Source organism: Shewanella sp. 553 (assembly GCF_059338375.1).
Genome location: NZ_CM181701.1, coordinates 1155823 through 1176662 on the forward strand (window position 1 = coordinate 1155823; position 20840 = coordinate 1176662).

Below are 20840 nucleotides of genomic sequence, written 5' to 3' on the forward strand. Positions count from 1 at the left end.
TTATGAAGTTTAGTTATTATTTTTCAGGTGGATGTACTTTTATTGAAGCGTTTTTTGAAGATGAGGATCTTCTGGTTTCTAATAGGCTTGAGGGCGCAGGCGTTAGTATAAGAAATAGAAATCCTTTAGTTTTTTTTGATAAGGAATACAAAGATGTTCATCCTGATATAATAGCGCTTGCATGCCTTGCAATATTTTATCCTTTTATAGGTAAAAAAGTTACTTTTCCGCAACCCGTGACGTGTAAAATTGCTGAATCAATAAACAGAGAAATATTTACTAAAGATAAAATAGTTGAAATTACAAATATAGACCCAAACTTGGAAGGATATAAAGGCGAGTATGGTGAAGTTTTGGCTTTCGGTGGAGGGATGGATAGTTCTGCGATTAGGGCTTTGTTTCCTGATGCTTTTGTGGTCCATGAAGCATCTTTCAGAAATGGAGTACTTATTCATGATAAAGCAAATGAAATTACAGCTACGCTTGAGCTAAAGGGGCGGGGTTCTTTAGTTAAAACAAATTCTAGATATATTTCAGAACCTGGAGGTTGGCATGTTTGGGTTGGTTCTATTGTTACAGCATTATTAGAAGCAGGGCAAAGGAAATCTAAATATATTTATGCAGGTACAATACTCGGTGCTGCTTTTTTAGGAAGTGGAAGTAAATATTTTGATATGCATACTTGTTCAAAGTGGCATGGGGCTTCAGGTAACTATTGGCAACAACTATTCTGGGATATAGGTATTCCCTTAGTTATGCCTTTAATGGGGTGCTCTGAAATATTGACCATGAAGGCCAGTTTAAATAAATTGTCTAAAGATGATATTTCCTATTGTTCAGCAAATAATGGTGATGCATGTGAAATCTGCCCTAAATGTTTTAGAAGAAGTTGTATTGAGAACTTTATCACAGGTAAAGATATAGATTTTGATAAGTTTGATAATGGTCAGGTTAATGCGGTTATAAACAGTAGGCCACTATATATGGGGCATATTTATGCTGCAATGATAAGTGCAGGTTGGGTAGTTCCTAAGTTTGTTGGGAATAGATTTGATTTCCTACCTAAAGACAATACCTTTCCTTTGGGTTTTAATCCTGAAAGTCTAGATTTTATGCCGCATGATTTAAAACAAAGGGTTAATGATATATTGAATGATAACTTTAGGGTTATGTCAGAAGGCGAGGTTTTACAAATGCGCGGTTGGAATCAAACTTCTTGATTTTTATTTCTGGTAGTATCAGGCTGATTCTTTATTTTTATCTTTTAGTGATTATTTATAATGTCAAACTTCATCGGCAATAGTTGTTTAATTAAGAGTTTAGATTTTTATTATAAACAGGTTCTAATTGATGATATAACGTTGGGTTTTAATTATGATTTATTCTCTTGTAAAAAAGTATCTATATTAATTCCTGCATACAAATGTCAAGAAACAATTAAAACTGCGGTTTTTTCACTATTGAAGCAATCAGTTTCAAACGTTGAGTTGATAATTGTTAACGATGGTGTTCAGGATGAAACTACTGGAATCCATAGTCTCGACATATCTGAAATAGGCGATTTACACATATCCAAGCTTCATAGTCAACAAGGGGCTTACGGCGCCCGTAATTATGGCCTTAAGCATGCGACTGGCGATTTTATTACGGTGCACGATGCCGATGATTGGTCTCATCCTCAAAAATTAGAAATGCAAGTTAAGGCCTTATTGGATAATCCGCAAGCGATGGCGAGTGTGTCCCATTGGGCGCGTTGCACAACGGATATGCAGTTTGAAACTCGCCCCGATGGCAGTGTGGTACACAGAAATGTATCGTCATTGATGATCCGCCGGGAAGTGTTTGAAAGGCTGGGTTTTTGGGACAGGGTGTCAGTGAATGCCGATACAGAATATTACTATCGTATTTTGGCGGCTTATGGCCCTGACAGTATTGTTGAGGTCATGCCAGGCGTGCCGCTGGCGTTGGGGCGACGCCATGAAAACAGCTTGACCATGCAGCCGCAAACTCACTGGAAAACGCAATTTGGCGGGGTGCGGCAAGAGTATATGGACGCTGCACTTAGTTGGCACAAGGAGTGCGCCAATAGCGGTGATTGGTATATGCCTTATGCACCTCAGACGCGCCCATTTCCTGTGCCCGAGTTGATCGATAGAGCCGTTTGCGAACTGGGGGATAGGGCTTGGCCACATATCAAGGGTTATCAACTGATTGCACCACCAACCAAGACGGTATTGCTATGTGGTCATGCTGCTGGGCGTCAGCGCTTTGGGGCCGAGCGCAGTTTACTGGATCTGGCTAAGGCGATTGCCGATTTGGGTTACAAACTGGTTGTTACTTTACCCGAGCGTGGTGACGGTAAGTACATTGAGAGTTTAAGGCCATTTTGCAGCGATATTGTGTTGTTGCCATCTCCTTGGCATGAGGCTGATGACGTTTGGGATATTGCGTTAGCGGCTTACCAGCAGTTATTGGCCGTTTTTGCTATCGATTTAGTGCATATCAATAGCTTGGTTAATAGCGCGCCACTATATGCAGCAGAGGCTGCAGGTATTAGCACCATTTTACATGTGCGTGAATTGCCAGAGTTTGATGCCGCTATCCAAAGCGCTATGGCTAAGGATGTTACCGATATTCGTGAAACCTTGCTGTCGAAGGCCAGTTTGTTAATTGCCAATTCTGCTTGTACACAGAAGTATCTTACTGGTTTAAAAAAATGCACCGTTATACACAATATGGTGAGCTTGGACAGGCGATATCCGCTTAAGCACTTTTCAGCGGGCGAGTGTATTCGGGTCGGGATGATCAGCAGCAATTTACCTAAAAAGGGGGTTGCCGAGTTTGTGCAATTGGCCGAGTTAGCGGCGGAGTCTGACTTGCCCTTACACTTTTATTTGGTGGGCCCTAATAACGAACATACTGAGTCACTGCTTACTGATAAACCTAATAATATGAGTGTTATCGATTATTGCGGTTCACCCGATGAAGCGTTAGTGCATCTGGATGTGGTTATTAGTTTGTCTCGTTTTAAGGAGTCTTTTGGTCGTACGATTGCTGAGGGCATGTTAGCGGGTAAACCCGTTATTGGTTATCGCTGGGGAGCACTGCCTGAACTTATTGATAATGCGATTAATGGCTACTTGGTTCACTTTGGCGATATTAAAGGCATTCTTATGCGGCTGAACTATTTAACGCAACACCCTGAGTTAATGTTTGAGTTAGGGCAAGCGGGTCAGCAAAAGGCTTGTCGTCAATTTAGTTATGCGCCCTTTAAACAGCAATTATCTGCGAGCTATTTATCGCTTATCTAGCACGTCAATTATTACGCCATATTTAATCAATCGGTTTCTGTAAGCCCTTACAAAAAGTAGACCATTTTCCAAAATACCTTTTGGAAGACTTTATTCTCATCTTTAATTAAGAAGTTATCTAATGAACATTACCATTGCTGGAACAGGCTATGTGGGTCTGTCTAATGCTGTACTTTTAGCACAACACCATCACGTGACTGCCGTTGATATTATCCCTGAAAAAGTGGACATGATTAATGACCGCATTTCACCTATTCAGGATGCTGAGATTGAGCTTTTTTTAAAAGAAAAAGCGCTTAACCTTACTGCCACATTAGATTGGCAAAGTGCTTATCAAGGCGCCGATTTTGTTATTATCGCGACCCCAACCGATTATGATTCGGTAACCAATACTTTTAATACTGCGTCTGTTGAAGCCGTGATCCGCGATGTGATGGCGACCAATCCACAAGCCGTGATGGTGATTAAATCGACCGTACCAGTGGGATATACCAAGCGTATTAAGCAGAAACTTTGCTGTAACAATATTTTGTTTTCACCTGAGTTTTTACGTGAAGGTAAGGCCTTATACGACAATTTGCATCCGTCACGCATTATCGTGGGTGAGCGCAGTGAACGTGCCAAAGTGTTTGCCAACTTACTGGCACAAGGGGCGGTTAAACAAGATATCGAGATGCTATTTACTGACTCGACGGAAGCTGAAGCGGTTAAATTATTTTCTAATACTTATCTGGCAATGCGAGTTTCTTATTTTAACGAGCTCGATACTTATGCCGAAAGCCACGGACTCAATACACGGCAAATTATTGAAGGGGTGGGGTTGGATCCTCGCATTGGAGACCACTATAACAACCCCTCTTTTGGCTATGGCGGTTATTGTCTGCCCAAAGACACTAAGCAGCTAAGAGCTAATTTTGATGATGTGCCCAATACCTTGATTAGCTCTATTGTTGCATCCAATACGGTACGTAAAGACCATATCGCATTTTCGATAATCAATAAGCACCCCAAAGTGGTGGGGATTTATCGCCTAGTGATGAAGTCTGGCTCAGACAATTTTAGGGCTTCAGCCATTCAAGGCATTATGAAACGCATCAAAGGTAAGGGCATTGAAGTGGTGGTGTTTGAGCCTGAACTCGATACAAAAGAGTTTTATCACTCTGCAGTGATCACCGATTTAGATGCCTTTAAAGCCATGTCGGATGTGATTGTGTCAAACCGCATGGCAGAAGAGCTTGCCGATGTCGCTGACAAAGTGTACACCCGCGATCTGTTTGGTAGCGATTAAGTCTGCATTGAAGTGAATGACGATTGACTCGTCATTGCTTGCCACTGACCGTGAGTCTGCGAATGTGAGTTTAGGAAACGATTATGTTTAAAGATTTTGAGCTAACCTTCAGCGAAGAGTGTTGCCAATACATTCGCCAAGTGTATCCCAAACATCAGTTAATTTTAGAATATGGTGCAGGTGGTTCAACTTTGTTGGCGGCAGAAGCTGGCAGTACGGTTATTACCACTGAAACCGATCCTAAGTGGCTGATTGAGCTAATGGGAGCCTATAAAGAGCGGCATCTGCCTGGCGATATTATTCCTATTTGGGCCGACATCGGTAACACAAAGGCGTGGGGTTACCCAGTAGATGAGCAGTGTGTTAAGCAATGGCCAGATTACCCCCAAAAACCTTGGCATTACTGTCATGAACACCACCTGACACCCGACCTTATTTTGATTGATGGTCGTTTTCGAGTGGCGAGCTTTTTGACGGCTTGTGCCAATGTAACTAAGGCCACCACGCTGTTGTTTGATGACTTTGTCGAGCGGGAGCACTACCACATAGTGAAAACATTATTTGAACCGAGCAAGATTATTGGCGAGCGCATGGCGGTATTTAAAATTCGCCCTAAAAAAATCTCCAGTCAGTTTTTATTAAACAATATTCAATATTTTTTAGACCCAAGATAAATCAGTCTGCGGCAAACTAGCGCTATATGCACTCGCCATAATAAGTGAGTCAAGCCTCAATATTACACTCTCGAAACAGCTTAATTTAAGGAACTTATGAAAGCCATTATCCCTGTTGCCGGGCTCGGTACGCGTATGCTACCTGCGACAAAAGCAATGCCTAAAGAGATGTTACCTATCGTAGATAAACCCTTAATCCAATATGTGGTACATGAAGCTATTGCCGCTGGTATTAAGGAGATAGTGTTAGTGACCCATTCCAGTAAAAACAGCATCGAAAACCATTTTGATACTAGCTTTGAATTAGAAGCGACCCTGATTAAACGTGTTAAGCGTCAGTTGTTGGATGAAGTGCGCTCTATTTGCCCTGCCGATGTCACGATTATTCATGTTCGCCAAGGCGAAGCTAAAGGCTTAGGCCATGCAATTGCTTGTGCCAAGGCGGTTGTGGGTGATGAGCCGTTTACTGTGTTATTACCCGATGTGATTATCGATCAATACCAAAGTAACCTTAAAACCGATAATTTAGCGCAGATGTTGGCTCGCTTTAAACAGTCTGAGTATAGCCAAGTGATGGTGGAGCCTGTGCCTATGGATAAAGTCTCTAGCTATGGTGTGGTCGATTGTAATGGGATTGCGCTTAATGCAGCTCAATCTATTGCGATGACGGCGATGGTAGAAAAACCATCAGTAGATGAAGCACCGTCTAACTTAGCCGTTGTTGGGCGCTACGTGTTAGATAAGGCGATTTGGCCATTGCTGGAACAAACGGTACCGGGGGCCGGTGATGAAATTCAATTAACGGATGCGATTGCAGCTTTAATGCAACAACAAAAAGTGGAAGCCTACCATATTGTTGGTAAAAGCCATGACTGTGGTAATAAAGCGGGCTTGATGCTGGCCAACATTGAATATGGTTTACAGCATAAAGAGACCGCCGATGCCATCAGGCTGTTTATTGACAACCAACACGTTGGTTTATCACCAGCGGCGTCGCTAGCCGTTGCTAGCCGTTGCTAGCTAGCGCGTTATTTATGCCGCGGTGTGTGTGTGGCGTTGACTAATCGCGGCTTTGGATTGCGATATTTTAAGGCTGTAGTGGCTGTAACATCTATAGGTAAGTAAAGGATTAATGTCTATTTTTTCTCATGTGTTCAATTGGGTTACTCCAGAAATCAACTTTAGGTTGCTGCCTAAACAACAACTAGAAGTGGCAGAACCAGACTCAAAGTATGATTGGCAATCTACCGGTGATGACCCTTATTTTAAGTTAAAACGCAAAGGTGCGATGCCAAAGGGCTGGTATATGCTCAACCTTTGTGTCGATGCTGATATTAGTCGGTTAGACACCAAATTTTATGTTGATTATGGTCAAGATATTGATGAAGCGGATGCGCTGTGTGTCTCTTTATTGAGTGGTAAGTTAAATAAGCGGGTGATGTTTTTTGATGGTAGGCCATTATCACTTCGTTTCGACCCCATATCGTCTACTTGTAAGTTCAGTATTACTAAGCTTTCTCTGACTAAATTAACTTCTGCCCGTGCTCGAAGTTTAATGCTAAAAAAATTACAGTCTAGGCGTAGTCTCGGGGCAATAGAGACCTTATCACAAGACGACTTGCTGCTGACTTATAACCACTGTTTTGATAAGTCCGTTAGCAGTGTGACTTATCAGCAATGGCGTGAACGCCATGAGGCGCAGTTTACCGAAACCAAGGCGATAACACCTATGCTGGCAAACTTAACCGTTAAGCCAGTATTTTCTGTGGTGATGGCCAGCTATAACTCTAATATTGAGTATCTTAAAGCGTGTATTGATTCAGTTTTAGGCCAGCATTATCCCCATTGGCAGCTGTGTATTGCCGACGATGCCTCAACTAATCCTGAAGTGAAGGCGCTTTTACAGCAATACAGTGAGTTGGATGAGCGTATTGTTTGGCAAGCAAGGGAGGTGAATGGCCATATATCGGCTGCGAGTAATAGCGCATTGGCGCTGGCTAACGGAGATTATATTGCCTTATTAGACCACGATGACATGTTGGCTCCTCATGCCTTGTTGATGATGGCTGAAGCGGTTAATGAATCGCCAAATGCTGAACTATTTTACTCAGATGAAGATAAGATCGACGAGCAGGGCAATCGGAGGCAGCCTCACTTTAAGCCTGATTGGAATCGGGATCTATTTTATTCGCATAATTACATCACCCATTTAGCGGTATTAAAAACTTCGCTTGTTCACGCGATTGAAGGTTTTAGGGAGAAAGTGGAGGGGAGCCAGGATTATGATCTTATTTTAAGAGCCGTTGCCCGATTAGGTAACAAGCAAATTATCCATGTGCCTCATATTCTATATCATTGGCGAGCCGTACAAGGCTCAACAGCGTTAAGTGCGGGTGAAAAAGACTATACCAGTTCGGCTGGACTTAAAGCGTTAAAAGATTATTTTAATGGCACTAATATTCCGGTAAAAGTTAATTACCATAACTTAAACAATAGCTACAAAGTCACTTGGCCCGTGCCTGAGCCTAAGCCATTGGTGAGTTTGATTATTCCTACTAGAGATGGTTATGAATTACTAAAAAAATGTATCTCTAGCATAATAAATAAGACCCATTATCCCCATTACGAAATACTGGTATTAAATAATCAGACCCAATGTGTGCAAACACTTGAATATTTTGAGCTGTTAAAGCAAAAAAATCGTGCTCGTATTATCGATTTTGATGAAGAGTTTAATTTTTCAAATATTAATAATTTAGGGGTTCAACACGCTAAGGGCAGCATTGTTGGCTTAATTAATAATGATATTGAAGTCCTCAATGCTGAATGGCTCGAGGAGATGGTTTGTCATGCTAGCCGACCCGATATTGGGTGTGTTGGTGCCAAACTCTATTACCCCGATATGCGGATTCAACATGCTGGAGTGATTTTAGGTATTGGTGGTGTTGCTGGTCATGCTCACAAATACTTTGGATCGCACCATCATGGTTATCATTCACGGTTAAGTTTGGTACAGAACTTTTCTGCGGTTACGGCAGCGGCGTTGCTAGTGCGTAAATCGGTATATATAGAGGTGGGTGGGCTTGAACCACTGCTAAAGGTGGCTTTTAATGATGTGGATTTTTGCCTCAAGGTGCGTGAAGCTGGGTATCGAAACCTTTGGACGCCTTTTGCTGAGCTGATTCATCATGAATCAGTCAGTCGAGGTTATGAAGATTCACCAGAGAAACAGCAACGATTTTCTTCTGAAGTCACTTTTATGAAGACAAAGTGGGGGAGTCAATTGACAAATGACCCTTGTTATAATCCTAATTTAACACTTGAACATGAAGACTTTTCTTACAAAGTTTGAATTTAAGGCGAGACGTTTGCGTGAATAACATTATTTTATTGCTAGGCCCATCTGGAATCGGAAAAACAACTGTAATAAAGCAATTTATCAAGCAGGTGAAGTCAGTTAGAAGCGTCGTGCTGGACAATATTGCGCACCAGTTCGCCAGAGACGATAGCTTGATTGGGAAGAAAGATGATCTTAATGCATTAATTAAGGTTTTAGATAACGACAGAGAGCGGTTTTTAAATTATGGGTTGATGGCGCTGGAATTACATTGCGGTAAAAGTGAATCTGACTACTGGATTGTTGATGTTGGAACTGGTTTTTTAGATTCAAAAGAGTCTATGCAGTGGATCACTGAGTACCCTTCGATTTGCCTAATATCAGAGCCTCCCATTGTTTTTGAACGTTTTATAAAAGCGCGTCAGTTGGATGTCTCTTATGAGCAATATATGACGACTCAGTTTTCTAAAGCTAGAGTGGCTATTTACAACAAAGCCGCGATAGTGATTAAAACCGATGGGCTCGATGAGGTTGAAACGGCGCAGCGGTTTGGATGCTCTGTGCTTGGGATGTTACCTAACAAACTGGCGTCAAAAGCATTAACAGAATGGCTGGGCTAACATGCTTGATAAATTAAAATTCTGGTTATCAAGGCCAAAAAGTGCGCTGTTTACTTGTAAAACCGTTGACCGTAGAGTGGCCAGCCCAAAGACTGTTGTGGTTGGTAATGCGCTGAGCCCGACGATGGATTTTTATTTTCGTAGTCGTCGAAAAGAGTTTTCAGATTATTGTGAAGTTGATATCAGTGATGATAAATGGCTGACACATCCAAGTCTTATGGATGAAAACGCTTTGCTGATTTTGGTCAGGGATGTGCCATTAGCATTATTAAGGAAACTACACAAAAATCATCAAGCGAAAAATATTGTATGGTTTATCGATGATGATATACCGGCCATTAATGAAGATAAGACCTTGCCTAAACATTACCGGCACCGGTTGGCAAATTGGTATCGAAAAGCCGCGCCTATGTTGGAGGTTTTATGCTGCCAGGTTTGGGTGTCGACACCGTATCTTGCCACTCGTTACCATTTACCTGCGTCTTCGGTATTACCGCCACTGCAATTGCCTGTAAATCGCCAGCAGATGCTTCGTTGCTTCTATCACGGTAGCAGTAGCCATACCAAAGAGTGGGAGTTTGTCATCGAACTCATTAAAACCATTCAGGCGAAATATCACAACACGTATTTTGAACTCATTGGTAATCATCAGTTAAACAAAGCTTGTCGGGACATTCCAAGAGTGAATATTCTCCATCCTTTGAGTTGGCCAAACTACCAAGCGTTATTACAAAGTAGAACCATGGATATTGGCTTGGCACCGCTACTTGATTCTTCATTTAATAGAGCAAGATCCCATTGTAAACTGTTAGACATTCAACGTCAGAATGCTATTGGGATCTACTCTACCCGAGTGAGCCATGCTGATAATATTGAGTCGTATCAAGCTGGGTTTGTTGCTAAGGATACCCTTGAAGATTGGTTAGCTGCTTTTGACAAAGTGATGTTTGCCGACAAGCAACGTATTTTTGATAACTCAACCATGTTGATTGAGCAATTACAAAGCGCTGCAGTAACGCCTCAATAAACACCTTATTGAAAATGATTTTCTAATGTGCCCCATTAGTCGTTCATAGAAGCTTAAAGAGGAATAATAACATCATTATGCCCTCTACATTGAACTCAATACGCTTGCCTGTAAAACCCTTGACGCTGATTCATGAGCGAGTAAGCGCTATTGTTAAAACTTCCGATATGGCGTAGCACTTTACCTTAGCTTTACATCTATTATTTCGACAAGAGACCCCGATGACCCTTAAGCCAACTGGTAAAATTTGGACCACATCTAATGGCATTGCAAATGATGCTAATATCGCAAAATTTTTTCAATCCTCCGCATTTGTCAAAATTAATAGGCGCAGCAAGCCGCATAATGAAGATAAGGTGGTGGGCTGGGGACATAAAACCAATACTAAAAACGCCTGCCATTTTGCCGAGCGGTATGACTGTTTAGATTATATGCGGCTCGAAGATGGCTTTATTAGTTATCTTGGTCACCCTGCTGATAAGTCTCCAAGGTTCTCGTTAATTCAGGACGACAGGGGCATTTATTATGATGCACGTAAAGCGAGTGATTTAGAGCACTTATGTGTGACGGTTGATGATTGGTATAACGCTGAGTTTGAACGGCGTGCCTGCGAGTTAACGGCTTTATTAACACTGCATGGTATTTCAAAATATAATCATCAACGAAATGTGCTTCCTGATTGGTTAGCAAACCAAGAGGCTAACTCGATTATATTGGTGGTCGATCAAACGGTTGGCGATGTCTCAGTTGTTCAAGGTGGCGGCTCGTCAGCCTGTTTTAAGCAGATGATCACCGAGGCGCTTGCGAGTCATCCTGACAAAATGATTGTGGTTAAGACTCACCCTGATGTGATTAAAGGGACAAAGCAGGGCTTTATTAATAGGGATGCTTGTCAACATCCTAGGGTAAAGCTGCTAAGCGATGATTGTGCCATCAAGGCGTTAATGGCGAAAGTTGAGCGGGTTTATACCGTGACCTCTCAATTGGGGTTCGAAGCTTTGCTATATGGCTTACCTGTGCATTGTTATGGCATGCCATTTTATGCGGGTTGGGGATTGACGTTAGATAAAAAAGCCTGTGATAGACGTAATATATCACTTACCTTGCCGCAACTGGTGGCTGCCGCGTTGATTGTTTATCCCAAATACCTCGACCCTGAAACCTCTTTAGCCTGTGAGGTTGAGGTGGTGGTAGCTTGGTTGATGTTGCAGCTTGAAGAGCCCGATCATGTCGTTGATGTTTGCTATGCCTTTAATTTTTCTTTGTGGAAACGCGCTTTTATCAAGCCTTTTATTGGGCGAATGGCAAAGCGAGTGGTGTACATTAAAAGCTGCACTAGGTTAGAGCGATTAATTAAATCTGAACCCAAGGCTGCGGTATTGTTGTGGGGGAAAAGTCAGGCTAAGTGGGCCGAAACATTACAGCAGCATTGCCCTGTGTGGTTTATGGAAGATGGCTTTGTCCGTTCGGTTGGGCTTGGCGCCGATCTCCGCCGTCCATCCTGTTTAGTCATCGATCGCCAAGGTATGTATTATGCGCCTGATGGACCTTCTGATATTGTCGATTTACTTAATCGAGTGACCTTGAATAACGCACAAGCACGGCGAGCTGAGTTACTCACTAATACTTTGGTTGAGCGAGCTTTGAGTAAGTACAATGTAGGCCAGAAGTCGAGTAATAACCCGGTGTTAGCAGACATACTCTCGCTGAGAAGTGGCGATAAACATGGCCTACATCGTCACACTGAAATTATTTTAGTTCCGGGACAATTCGAGCAAGATCAATCGATAGCATCCAGTCGGGGTAAAGTGAAAAGTAACCTCCAGTTGTTGCAGCAGGTGAGGCAAGATTACCCTGATGCTTATATCATCTATAAAGAACATCCTGATCTTTACTCTGGTGTGCGTCCAGGGGCTTTAGGTGAGAGTGCGGCGCGTCACTATGCCAATATTTACTTGGCAGATGTGGATATAGTGTCGGTACTTGCACTTTGTGACCGCGTTTGTACCATTACGTCGCTCACCGGCTTTGAAGCGTTATTACGCGGTAAAACCGTCACAACTTATGGCTCGCCATTTTATGCGGGTTGGGGGCTAACCGATGACGTGCTTGAGTTCACCGAGCGTAAAAACCAACTCAGTTTAAACCAGCTGGTGTATGCCACTTTAATTAGCTATTCACGTTATGTTGATTGGTCTACAGGCTTGTTAACGTCACCTGAACGAGTCATCCAAATACTGTGTGATGAAAGAGCTGAGTTTGAGAGAAAAGGGTTATCTGGGCAGCAACTGAGTAGTGCTTGGTGGTCTCGATTAAATCGGAAAATCCGCTACTTTTACCAAGCTTATCGTTTGTAGTTGGGCTGTTTTGCCCCTTGTCGCTGAGCGTGAAATACGCTTCAGCATCCCCCTTGAAAACGGTCAGTGCTCTTCTGTTAATTTTTGTGCGGTTTGCGACAGCCTATCTTTTTCGACGTACTAATTTGTACTGAGTAACATGTTCATATGAAACGAGTTTTATTTCTACAGGGGCCGCTGGGGCCCTTTTTTAAGTTGTTAGCGCGTCACTTTTCTTCTATGGGCTATGTTACCCATAAAATGAATTTTAACGGTGGTGATAGACATTATGCCGATGCTAAATATGTCGTTGATTATTATGGTACACCTGAGGATTGGCCATCATTTTTAACGCAATATGTTATAGCGCAACAAATTGATGCGGTTGTCGTGTATGGCGATTGTCGTTTTTATCATAAAGTTGCACGGCAAGTGACATCCGAATTAGGGATTAACTTTTGGGCATTTGAAGAAGGTTATTTTAGGTCGGGTTTTGTTACGTTAGAAAAGGAGGGATGTAATGCTAATTCTCCTTTGTTTGAAGAGCTTTCGTACAGTGGTGATGGTGAGCCTAACGCGCTTAAGAGCGGCCATAGTGTGGGGCCTACATTTGCTCGTCGGGCGTGGTTTTCGTTTTGTTACTATTCGGGTTTAACACTTTTTCGACGCCATTTTGCGCATTATCATCATCACCGACCATGGACATTTAGAGAGGAAACTTATTATTGGACAAAAAGCCTGGTTCAGAAGTGGGTTTCGAAATTAATTGACCCTCCGCGATATCGAAATTTTGTACGCCGATTTGATCAGCAAATCTACCTGCTTCCATTACAAGTTGAAGTGGATTTTCAACTGAGAGAGCATTCACATTTCAGCTCTATAAAGCAGGTGATTGAAGAGGTACTTCACTCCTTTGCCAAGTATGCCAGTGAAGAGCAGGCCTTGTTAATAAAACATCATCCTCAAAACCGGGGTTTTGAACATTATGGCGAGTTAATTGAAAGACTGACAAACGAACTGGGTATAAATGAACGCGTGCTTTACGGGCATGACTTTTCGCTTCCTGATGTTTATTGCCATGCCAGGGGGGTGGTCACTGTAAATAGTACTGTGGGTATTTCAGCGTTATTACATCATTTGCCAACCAAGGTATTGGGTAAGGCTTTGTACGATATTGAAGGGTTAACTTATCAGGGGGATTTAAACAATTTTTGGCAAAGCAATAGCCAGGTTGAGCCAGTTTTATTTTCACATTTTAGATCTGACCTTTGTGAAAAAACGCAACTGGCAGGAGATTTTTATAAGCGTCCTCAAAAATTAATTGGAGCAGCATTTAGCAAAATCACTCAATCTTAACTATTTTTAGGAAAGGCAGCGAGCTTGAACTTGTATTTGATCTGTATGCATAGTAGGAAGTCTCCTTAAATACAAGCGCCTTATCAAGTTGCACTTTTCAGCTTTACTGTGTTGATGCCGTCGATTTTAATATTTCGGAGGCTTTCTTATGAATAGTTATTTTGTATTGGTTTTTCTCATTTCCAATATGCTGTTGAGTGTGCCAAATATTGCTATGGCTACAGGTAGTAATGTTCGTTGCCTTGGTTCTGCACCAACATCCAAGCAGAACGTAGATATCAATATCTTTGAATGTAGCTATATTCATCATTTTTCCTTTAATGACTCATCGTCCAATACTTATTGGTATCCGGTATTTAATATTGGCGCTTTAATTACACCTAATGATAGTGGCTTGTTAATTGGCGGAGGCGGCGGGTTAGCGTGGCGGTTTATTGATGAAGTGAGTATTTTTTTGGAAGGTGGAATGTATTGGGCTGAAGATTATGAATATGGCACAAAAGGCGTTGCCTACAAAGACTATGGTGGCCCGTGGCAATATTTCGGTAAACTGGGCTTGAGCTATCACTTAAATGAACGTTGGTCGTTCGGTTATGCTTATCTACATATTTCAAATGCCAAACAATATGAACACAATCCTGCCTTTAATGGCCACAGCGTATTTGTTAATGTTCAGTTTTAACGACGCTAAACCAATGAACTTGCCCTTTTAAACAGCTATTAAGACGGCTTACTTCCCCATTAAAACTCGGCTGTGATTAATGCGTATTAATAAAACCAAGCTTAATCTCACTTCTTCAGAAATTCTTGTGTCGGTAAATGACAGATACAAAAAAGCCGCTAAACCCGTCTGGTAGGGGTTTAGCGGCCTTTTGAAGGTTATTGCTAACCTTGGTTTTGTTGGTGGAGGCGGCGGGGCTCGAACCCGCGTCCAAAAAGCCTACATCCTCGGCGCTACATGCTTAGTCTCTCTTTTGGTTAACCAAGTACACTCCGAAAGACAGGATTGCAATTGGCGAGTTCAGTACTGTTTCGCGGTTCACCCCTGAACGTGGTTCCCTCGCTATCAAATGTAAAGGTGACCATCTTATTACTCTGCCCATTTGAGAAACGTGAGCAAGATGGCTAGCTAGCCTAAGCTGCTAGAGCGTAGTTATCGTCGTTTGCAACTATAACTGTGCGGCTTTTTACGAGGCCAACCGCCCCTCGGCATGCTCCTAGGGTTTCGTGAATCTTGTCGAATCCAGAATCGCCCCCAGTACAATTTGATTGTAACCGTGAATGCCTCTATTACCAAGGATTAATCCAGTGCTTACAATCGATTGTTGTTTATCTGTACGTTTTACCTATTTAAACAGTAGATTATCTAGGATTACTGTTGAACGGCTTTTTTCATCGTACGAGATTTTTCAATCTTCCACTCGCGCTCTTTAGTATCATCGCGCTTATCGTGTTCTTTCTTGCCTTTACCTAGGCCAATCTCAATTTTTACCCAGGCGCCTTTGCGCCAATACATAGAGATAGGCACAATGGAATAACCTTGACGGTCGACCAACCCCTGAAGTTTGTCCAGCTCTTTACGATTAAGCAACAGCTTTCTGTCGCGCATCGGATCGCATACGACATGGGTTGATGCTGTATTAAGTGGGGTAATGGTACAACCGAACAGATAAGCCTCACCATTACGCAAGAACACATAGCTCTCGGACAGGTTTACTTTACCGACTCGAATCGACTTTACTTCCCAGCCCATTAAGGACAAACCAGCTTCAAATTTTTCTTCAAATTTATAATCGAAAGTCGCGCGCTTATTGCGTGCAATCGTCGCTGATGGGTTTTTTGAGTTTTTTGCGTTTTTCTTAGCCATAGACCGCTATTATACGCGCGGCAATTTAATTTGGAATTGGCTGAACACATTATTTCTGTTTTTTGTTGGGTTTAGTGAATTTGGTGATGGATCTTTGTTCTCCTTTGGGCGGTGTAGCATAGGTGATCCTTAAGGCTTGTCGTGTTAAAATTGCGGTCAGATTTTTATTTGTCAGCCCGATGGTGTTAGGTAAAGCAAGCATATGGCCAAGATTTCCCGCAGTGTATTAGTGCGTTTTAGTGCGATGCAGATGTATGAGCTAGTAAATGATGTTGAGTCTTACAAAGAGTTTCTACCTGGCTGCGTTGGTGGCAAAGTCCTTGAATTTGACGGTCAGACCATGGTTGCCTCGGTCGATGTTTCTAAGGCGGGGATCAGTAAAACCTTTACTACTCGAAATCAGGTCATCCCCGGTGAACGCATTGAATTAGCGTTAGAAAATGGTCCATTTAAACATTTAAACGGCTGCTGGGTATTTACGCCATTAACCGAAGATGCCTGTAAGGTCGATTTTGAGCTCAATTTTGAGTTTTCTAATCCCATGGTTGATATGGCATTTGGCAAGGTGTTTAAAGAACTCATGTCATCTATGGTCACGGCTTTTACTAGCCGAGCAAAAGTCGTTTATCAATCTTAGTTTACTGAAGGAAGTTGAGTCGCGATGATAGAACAAGAGAATTTTGCGGTTGAAGTGATCTATGCACTGCCGACACAACAGAAGCGTATTACGGTAACGGTCGCTCCTGGCACTACGTGTATTGAAGCGGTTAAACAAAGTGATATGTGCCGTTTTTTTCCTGAGATAGATCTTGAAAATGTAAAGCTGGGGATTTTTAGTCGTGCTGTTAAGCATGATGAGGTGCTAGAGCCTGGGCAGCGGGTGGAGATTTATCGTCCGTTAATTGCCGACCCTAAAGATGTGCGCCGTAAGCGTGCTGAAAAAGCTAAAGATGAGGGCCGCGCCAATAAAATTACTGGTGGTCGGGTAAGATAGCCAAATTCGTTTGGTGGAAGGCAATAAAAAAGGTTCTTACGCTGATGCGATAAGAACCTTTTTTATTAAAGTAAGCGTCACTCATTGCTAAATGAACTTAGTTAAACGAGCCTAACTGTGTTATTCAAATTCTTGCTGTTTATTCAGTTCTTGTGTTTTTTGCTCTTCAACTAATGGTTTAGTGTCTGGTCGTTGCTCAGGGTTGAGTGGTACCAAGTCACCTTGTTCGCTGACTAAAGATCTTATTTCTGGTAGAGAGCTTTGCTCTAGTGGCGTCGTAAACTCTGACGATAATTCATAGTCGCCAACCACTTTAGTCAGTTTATCTTGTTCAAAATGCAGCACTAATTCTTTATGAATGATGCTGGCGTCACGGCCACTTTTGTAATGGTAGACATAGTACCAAGTGTCGTCTGCGAAACTATCGCGCAGTACGGGGCGACCCAAAATATACTCAACTTGTTCTTTGGTCATTTCGATGCGGAGTTTTTCGACCTGCTGGGTTTCCATATAGTTGCCTTGAGGCACATCAGGTTTATAAACCAACCAATCGAAGACACTACATGCACTGAGTGAAAGTGACAATGCGGCGACACCGATTAGAGTAATGCTATGTTTTTTTATTGTCATTGAATGCGCTACTTCCCTAAAAATCTGCCAGTCATAATACCCAAGCTATCACCTTGCTGACAAGCGCTATCGTTATTAATCAGATAAGACGCATGCAGATAAAACAAGCTGTTGTTAGAAAATGCTCTATCGTAATAGCCAGAGTTGAATGTTGGGTCTGACAGGCATAAAGCGGATAAGTTTCATCATTACGAAGGAGTCTCTATCTAAAACAGGCATCATGTTGACGTTTTGATTTAATCGATTTGTTATCTTATGTTTGCATTGTTAAGGAATGTGGTAAATTAAGTGTGTAGCTTTTGTGGTTGCGTCTAGTAGGCGTATGCTGCATATAACTCGAGCGAGTAGAGTTCGTTATTTGTCTGAACTGAAAGGCCGATGATTAATGTCATGATGGAATTGAAATAGCTATGAAGCCTAATTGTGGTGTCGGTAGTTTAGTGTGTGTGGGTACAGGGCTAAATTTGGCTGGGCAGATCAGCTTGATAAGTAAGAGTTATATTGAGCAGGCCGATGTGGTTTTTTCGCTAGTGCCAGATCATTTTGCACAATATTGGCTTGAGTCGCTTAATGATGATGTGCGTTCCTTACAATGTTTTTATGCTCAAGGCGATGAAGTTAAAAATCGTCGTGATAGTTACCAACAAATGGTTGATGCCATTATTGATGAAGTGTGTGCCAATAAAAAGGTAGTGTGCGCGCTTTATGGCCATCCTGGTGTGTTTGCGTCTGTATCACATATGGCTATTGCTAGTGTTCAACAACTAGGGTTTAGCGCAAAGATGGAGCCGGGTATTTCGGCAGAGGCATGTTTATGGGCTGATATGGGGATTGACCCTGGTGACTCAGGCCACCAGAGCTTTGAGGCGAGTCAATTTATGTTTTATTGCCATACTCCCGATCCGGCGGCGTATTTGCTGCTTTGGCAAATAGGTATTGCTGGTGAGCATACAATGACTCAATTTCATACCAGTGCCGAGAGACTGCAAATATTGGTAGAGCAGCTAAACCAGTGGTATCCGCTTGACCATGAAGTGGTGTTATACGAAGCCCCTAATTTACCGATACAAGTCGCCCGTAAGGAGTATTTAAGATTACAAGATTTACCCAGCGCAGCATTAAGCCCTATAACGACCTTGCTTATCCCCCCCGCGCAAGCGTTAAGGGTGAATCATGCGGTATTGGCTAAATTGGGTATTACTGCCGCAGACTTAGGCTGATATGGGAAAAACTAACGGAATATGTTGAATTAAATAATAAAAATGGAGAGTAATAGATGGCAACAATCAATGATTTTTTTGAAAGGTTAGGATCTGACGCTGCGTTGCTAGAGGCTTATCAGCGTGATCCCAAAGGAGTGATGAGAGCCAATGGATTAGATGATGAAGCGATAGACGCCATTATGTCAGGCGACAAAGCAAGAATCGATCGCCTCATTGGGCCTAGTAAGCAAAGCGTGGTATATCAAATAGTGTATGCACCTAAAGATAAAAAATAAATTGAAACGTTATAGCGTATTTCTTGTTGTGCTAACCATGGTCTTGTCGCAGGCCGTGGTCGCCGACGATCTACAAAATATTGATACCTCACTTGATGCACTTGAAACTGCCGTTGCGTCAAGGCCCGCCGATTTTGAAAAGATACAGCAGCAGATTGAGCCCCAATTCGCTGAGCTTTCATCACAGCAACAAGCCCGTTTTTGGGTATTGAATAGTGTTTACCATATTTATCAATCCGATTATCACCGCGCGCTTTCGATGCTAAATCAAGCGGAAGCGTTATTTCCCTCCGACACCATGCTGACGTCGATTTATCTGTACAAGGCCACCGCATTTATTGGTTTAAATGCTTTTTCACAAGCGCTTGATGTTATGGAGACCAACCTTAGCCGGATTGAGTCATTAAATGATGTACAGTTAAAAGTCAGTTCTTATTTGCGCCTTGCAGCATTGTTCCTTGAAATGGAGGCGTGGGAAGAGATAGAAACCTACGCGAATCAGGCGTTACGTCTTAATAACCGTCAAGATCCCAAAAACCACTGTTACGGCTTGTTATATATAGCGGTGGCTAAGTTGAAAAAAGAGCAGCTTGATAGTGCTTATGCGCAGTTCAATGACAGCATGAATTATTGTCGTGATAATAATTTTATTATGATTGAAGCAATGTCTATCAAGGGCTTAGGCGATGTTGAACTTAAGCGGGGAAATATCGAGTCCAGCATTCGCTTTTTAGATCAGGCGCTACAAGCCTATAAACCCTTTCAGTATCAAGTTGAGATTAACCATATTCATTCATTATTGGCGGTCGCCTATCATGATTTAGGTGCTGTCGCAGCAAGCTCAATATTATGCTGATCTTGTGATTGCGGCGCCTAACGATGGCATTAACCTTCAATATCAAAAAGACGCTTACAAAGTGTTGGCCGCCTTATCGCAACAAAGAGGTGAGTTTGAGTTAGCGTATGGTTATTTGAATCGCTATCAAGATATCAGCGAAACATTACATAACGAAACTAAAGCTAAGGCTTACGCCTACCAATTAGCTAGGTTTGATAACGTTGAAAAAACACGTGAAATTAAGATGCTCAATCAAGATAGGGCCTTGTATACCGCGCAGCAAAAAGTGATTGAGTTGCAACGATATAAAGAAAGCATGGCGCTGTTAGTTGCACTAGGATGTTCGGTGTTTTTTATTATTTTTGGCACAACCATGTTTGTGCAAAAACGTAAATACAAACGTGTCTCTGAACTTGATCCGTTAACGGGGATATTTAACCGCGGTACCGGGCAAGATTTGGCTGAAGATCTGTTTATTGATGTTATCGCCCGTCAAGGAATGTTTAGTGTGGTGATGTTTGATCTCGACAATTTTAAAGCGATTAATGACACCCTTGGTCATAGTACTGGCGATTGGGCATTAAAAAATGTTGTTGAAGTTGTTCGCCCGCTACTGAAAAGCCGCGATCTGTTTGTACGTATGGGCGGGGAGGAGTTCGCGCTATTTTTGCCCGACTATAATGCAGAGGTCGCAATCCACTTTGCAGAGCAGTGCCGTGCGGCAATTGAGTCTATCAATACCAAGCCTCATTCCCGAGAGTTAGTGATCACTGCCAGTTTTGGTGTGACGACCAATATAGAGACTGATTTAAGTCTTGATCCTATGATGAAGCGCGCTGATATCGCTATGTATCAAGCTAAGTCACAAGGCCGTAATGCAGTGGTTGAGTATCAAGATACCATGTCCATGGTGGCTGATATTACTCAAGCGGCCTCATAAGCTTTATTGCTACATAGTTGTATTAATTCACAGATCTCCTTTCTCAGTCCCATTGAGCTTATTAATCTCTCGCAGACCCTCGTGGTGTAATCATATCGATTCCGCTTTCAGTCTATTGTCGACC

Annotated in this window: 19 protein-coding genes and 1 other RNA gene; 17 read left to right on the forward strand and 3 right to left on the reverse strand. The window is 42.3% G+C overall.

Annotated elements, in window-relative coordinates; all coding sequences use genetic code 11:
* Positions 1-2 precede the first annotated feature (2 nt).
* From AC5YBZ_RS05175 to AC5YBZ_RS05225, 11 genes are all read left to right on the forward strand, one after another.
* On the forward strand, positions 3-1220 hold the full coding sequence (locus AC5YBZ_RS05175) for a DUF6395 domain-containing protein (RefSeq protein WP_494543503.1): 1218 nt from the start codon (positions 3-5) through the stop codon (positions 1218-1220).
* A gap of 60 nt (positions 1221-1280) precedes the next feature.
* A complete protein-coding gene (locus AC5YBZ_RS05180; protein WP_494543504.1) occupies positions 1281-3311 on the forward strand; it encodes a glycosyltransferase in 2031 nt (676 codons plus the stop codon).
* 121 nt (positions 3312-3432) lie between these two features.
* Entirely contained in the window at positions 3433-4599 is a 1167-nt protein-coding gene (locus AC5YBZ_RS05185) for a nucleotide sugar dehydrogenase (protein WP_494543505.1), read from the forward strand.
* A gap of 83 nt (positions 4600-4682) precedes the next feature.
* Positions 4683-5273 (forward strand): hypothetical protein, encoded by a 591-nt coding sequence (locus tag AC5YBZ_RS05190; RefSeq protein WP_494543506.1) that lies wholly within the window; start codon positions 4683-4685, stop codon positions 5271-5273.
* A gap of 96 nt (positions 5274-5369) precedes the next feature.
* Complete coding sequence (gene galU / locus AC5YBZ_RS05195) at positions 5370-6293, forward strand: UTP--glucose-1-phosphate uridylyltransferase GalU (RefSeq protein WP_494543507.1); 924 nt, start codon at positions 5370-5372, stop codon at positions 6291-6293.
* A gap of 112 nt (positions 6294-6405) precedes the next feature.
* Positions 6406-8625, forward strand: coding sequence for a glycosyltransferase family 2 protein (locus AC5YBZ_RS05200; RefSeq protein WP_494543508.1), 2220 nt, complete (start codon positions 6406-6408; stop codon positions 8623-8625).
* Positions 8626-8645: 20 nt separating this feature from the next.
* On the forward strand, positions 8646-9230 hold the full coding sequence (locus tag AC5YBZ_RS05205) for a DEAD/DEAH box helicase family protein (RefSeq protein WP_494543509.1): 585 nt from the start codon (positions 8646-8648) through the stop codon (positions 9228-9230).
* A gap of 1 nt (position 9231) precedes the next feature.
* Positions 9232-10257 carry a hypothetical protein gene (locus tag AC5YBZ_RS05210; protein WP_494543510.1) on the forward strand — a complete coding sequence of 342 codons (1026 nt, stop codon included), beginning with the start codon at positions 9232-9234 and terminating at the stop codon, positions 10255-10257.
* A gap of 221 nt (positions 10258-10478) precedes the next feature.
* Positions 10479-12614, forward strand: coding sequence for a capsule polysaccharide biogenesis protein (locus tag AC5YBZ_RS05215; protein ID WP_494543511.1), 2136 nt, complete (start codon positions 10479-10481; stop codon positions 12612-12614).
* Positions 12615-12761: 147 nt separating this feature from the next.
* Complete coding sequence (locus AC5YBZ_RS05220; RefSeq protein ID WP_494543512.1) at positions 12762-13949, forward strand: capsule polysaccharide biogenesis protein; 1188 nt, start codon at positions 12762-12764, stop codon at positions 13947-13949.
* 148 nt (positions 13950-14097) lie between these two features.
* Positions 14098-14631, forward strand: coding sequence for an acyloxyacyl hydrolase (locus AC5YBZ_RS05225; protein ID WP_494543513.1), 534 nt, complete (start codon positions 14098-14100; stop codon positions 14629-14631).
* A 219-nt stretch (positions 14632-14850) separates the two neighbouring features.
* On the opposite strand, the gene ssrA is transcribed toward AC5YBZ_RS05225, so the two are convergent.
* Positions 14851-15206, reverse strand: a transfer-messenger RNA (tmRNA) gene (gene ssrA / locus AC5YBZ_RS05230).
* A gap of 115 nt (positions 15207-15321) precedes the next feature.
* Positions 15322-15816 (reverse strand): SsrA-binding protein SmpB, encoded by a 495-nt coding sequence (gene smpB / locus AC5YBZ_RS05235; RefSeq protein ID WP_475516211.1) that lies wholly within the window; start codon positions 15814-15816, stop codon positions 15322-15324.
* 202 nt (positions 15817-16018) lie between these two features.
* On the opposite strand from smpB, the gene AC5YBZ_RS05240 reads away from it, so the two are divergent.
* Both AC5YBZ_RS05240 and AC5YBZ_RS05245 read left to right on the forward strand, forming a co-directional pair.
* Entirely contained in the window at positions 16019-16453 is a 435-nt protein-coding gene (locus AC5YBZ_RS05240) for a type II toxin-antitoxin system RatA family toxin (RefSeq protein WP_475516210.1), read from the forward strand.
* A gap of 24 nt (positions 16454-16477) precedes the next feature.
* Positions 16478-16810, forward strand: coding sequence for an RnfH family protein (locus AC5YBZ_RS05245; protein ID WP_494519718.1), 333 nt, complete (start codon positions 16478-16480; stop codon positions 16808-16810).
* Positions 16811-16930: 120 nt separating this feature from the next.
* Here the strand turns inward: AC5YBZ_RS05245 and AC5YBZ_RS05250 are convergent, their stop codons facing one another.
* Positions 16931-17440 (reverse strand): outer membrane protein assembly factor BamE, encoded by a 510-nt coding sequence (locus tag AC5YBZ_RS05250; RefSeq protein WP_494519717.1) that lies wholly within the window; start codon positions 17438-17440, stop codon positions 16931-16933.
* A gap of 410 nt (positions 17441-17850) precedes the next feature.
* On the opposite strand from AC5YBZ_RS05250, the gene AC5YBZ_RS05255 reads away from it, so the two are divergent.
* Genes AC5YBZ_RS05255 through AC5YBZ_RS05270 form a run of 4 tightly spaced genes read left to right on the forward strand, consistent with a single transcriptional unit; the run spans position 17851 to position 20716 of the window.
* A complete protein-coding gene (locus AC5YBZ_RS05255) occupies positions 17851-18660 on the forward strand; it encodes an SAM-dependent methyltransferase (protein WP_494519716.1) in 810 nt (269 codons plus the stop codon).
* 56 nt (positions 18661-18716) lie between these two features.
* Positions 18717-18938: an RNA-binding protein gene (locus AC5YBZ_RS05260; RefSeq protein WP_494524466.1), complete on the forward strand. Its 222-nt coding sequence runs from the start codon at positions 18717-18719 to the stop codon at positions 18936-18938.
* A gap of 1 nt (position 18939) precedes the next feature.
* Positions 18940-19794 (forward strand): hypothetical protein, encoded by an 855-nt coding sequence (locus tag AC5YBZ_RS05265; RefSeq protein ID WP_494543514.1) that lies wholly within the window; start codon positions 18940-18942, stop codon positions 19792-19794.
* Positions 19763-20716, forward strand: a complete 954-nt coding sequence (locus AC5YBZ_RS05270) for a GGDEF domain-containing protein (protein ID WP_494543515.1) — start codon at positions 19763-19765, stop codon at positions 20714-20716. Before AC5YBZ_RS05265 ends, AC5YBZ_RS05270 begins: the two co-directional genes overlap by 32 nt.
* Positions 20717-20840 lie beyond the last annotated feature (124 nt).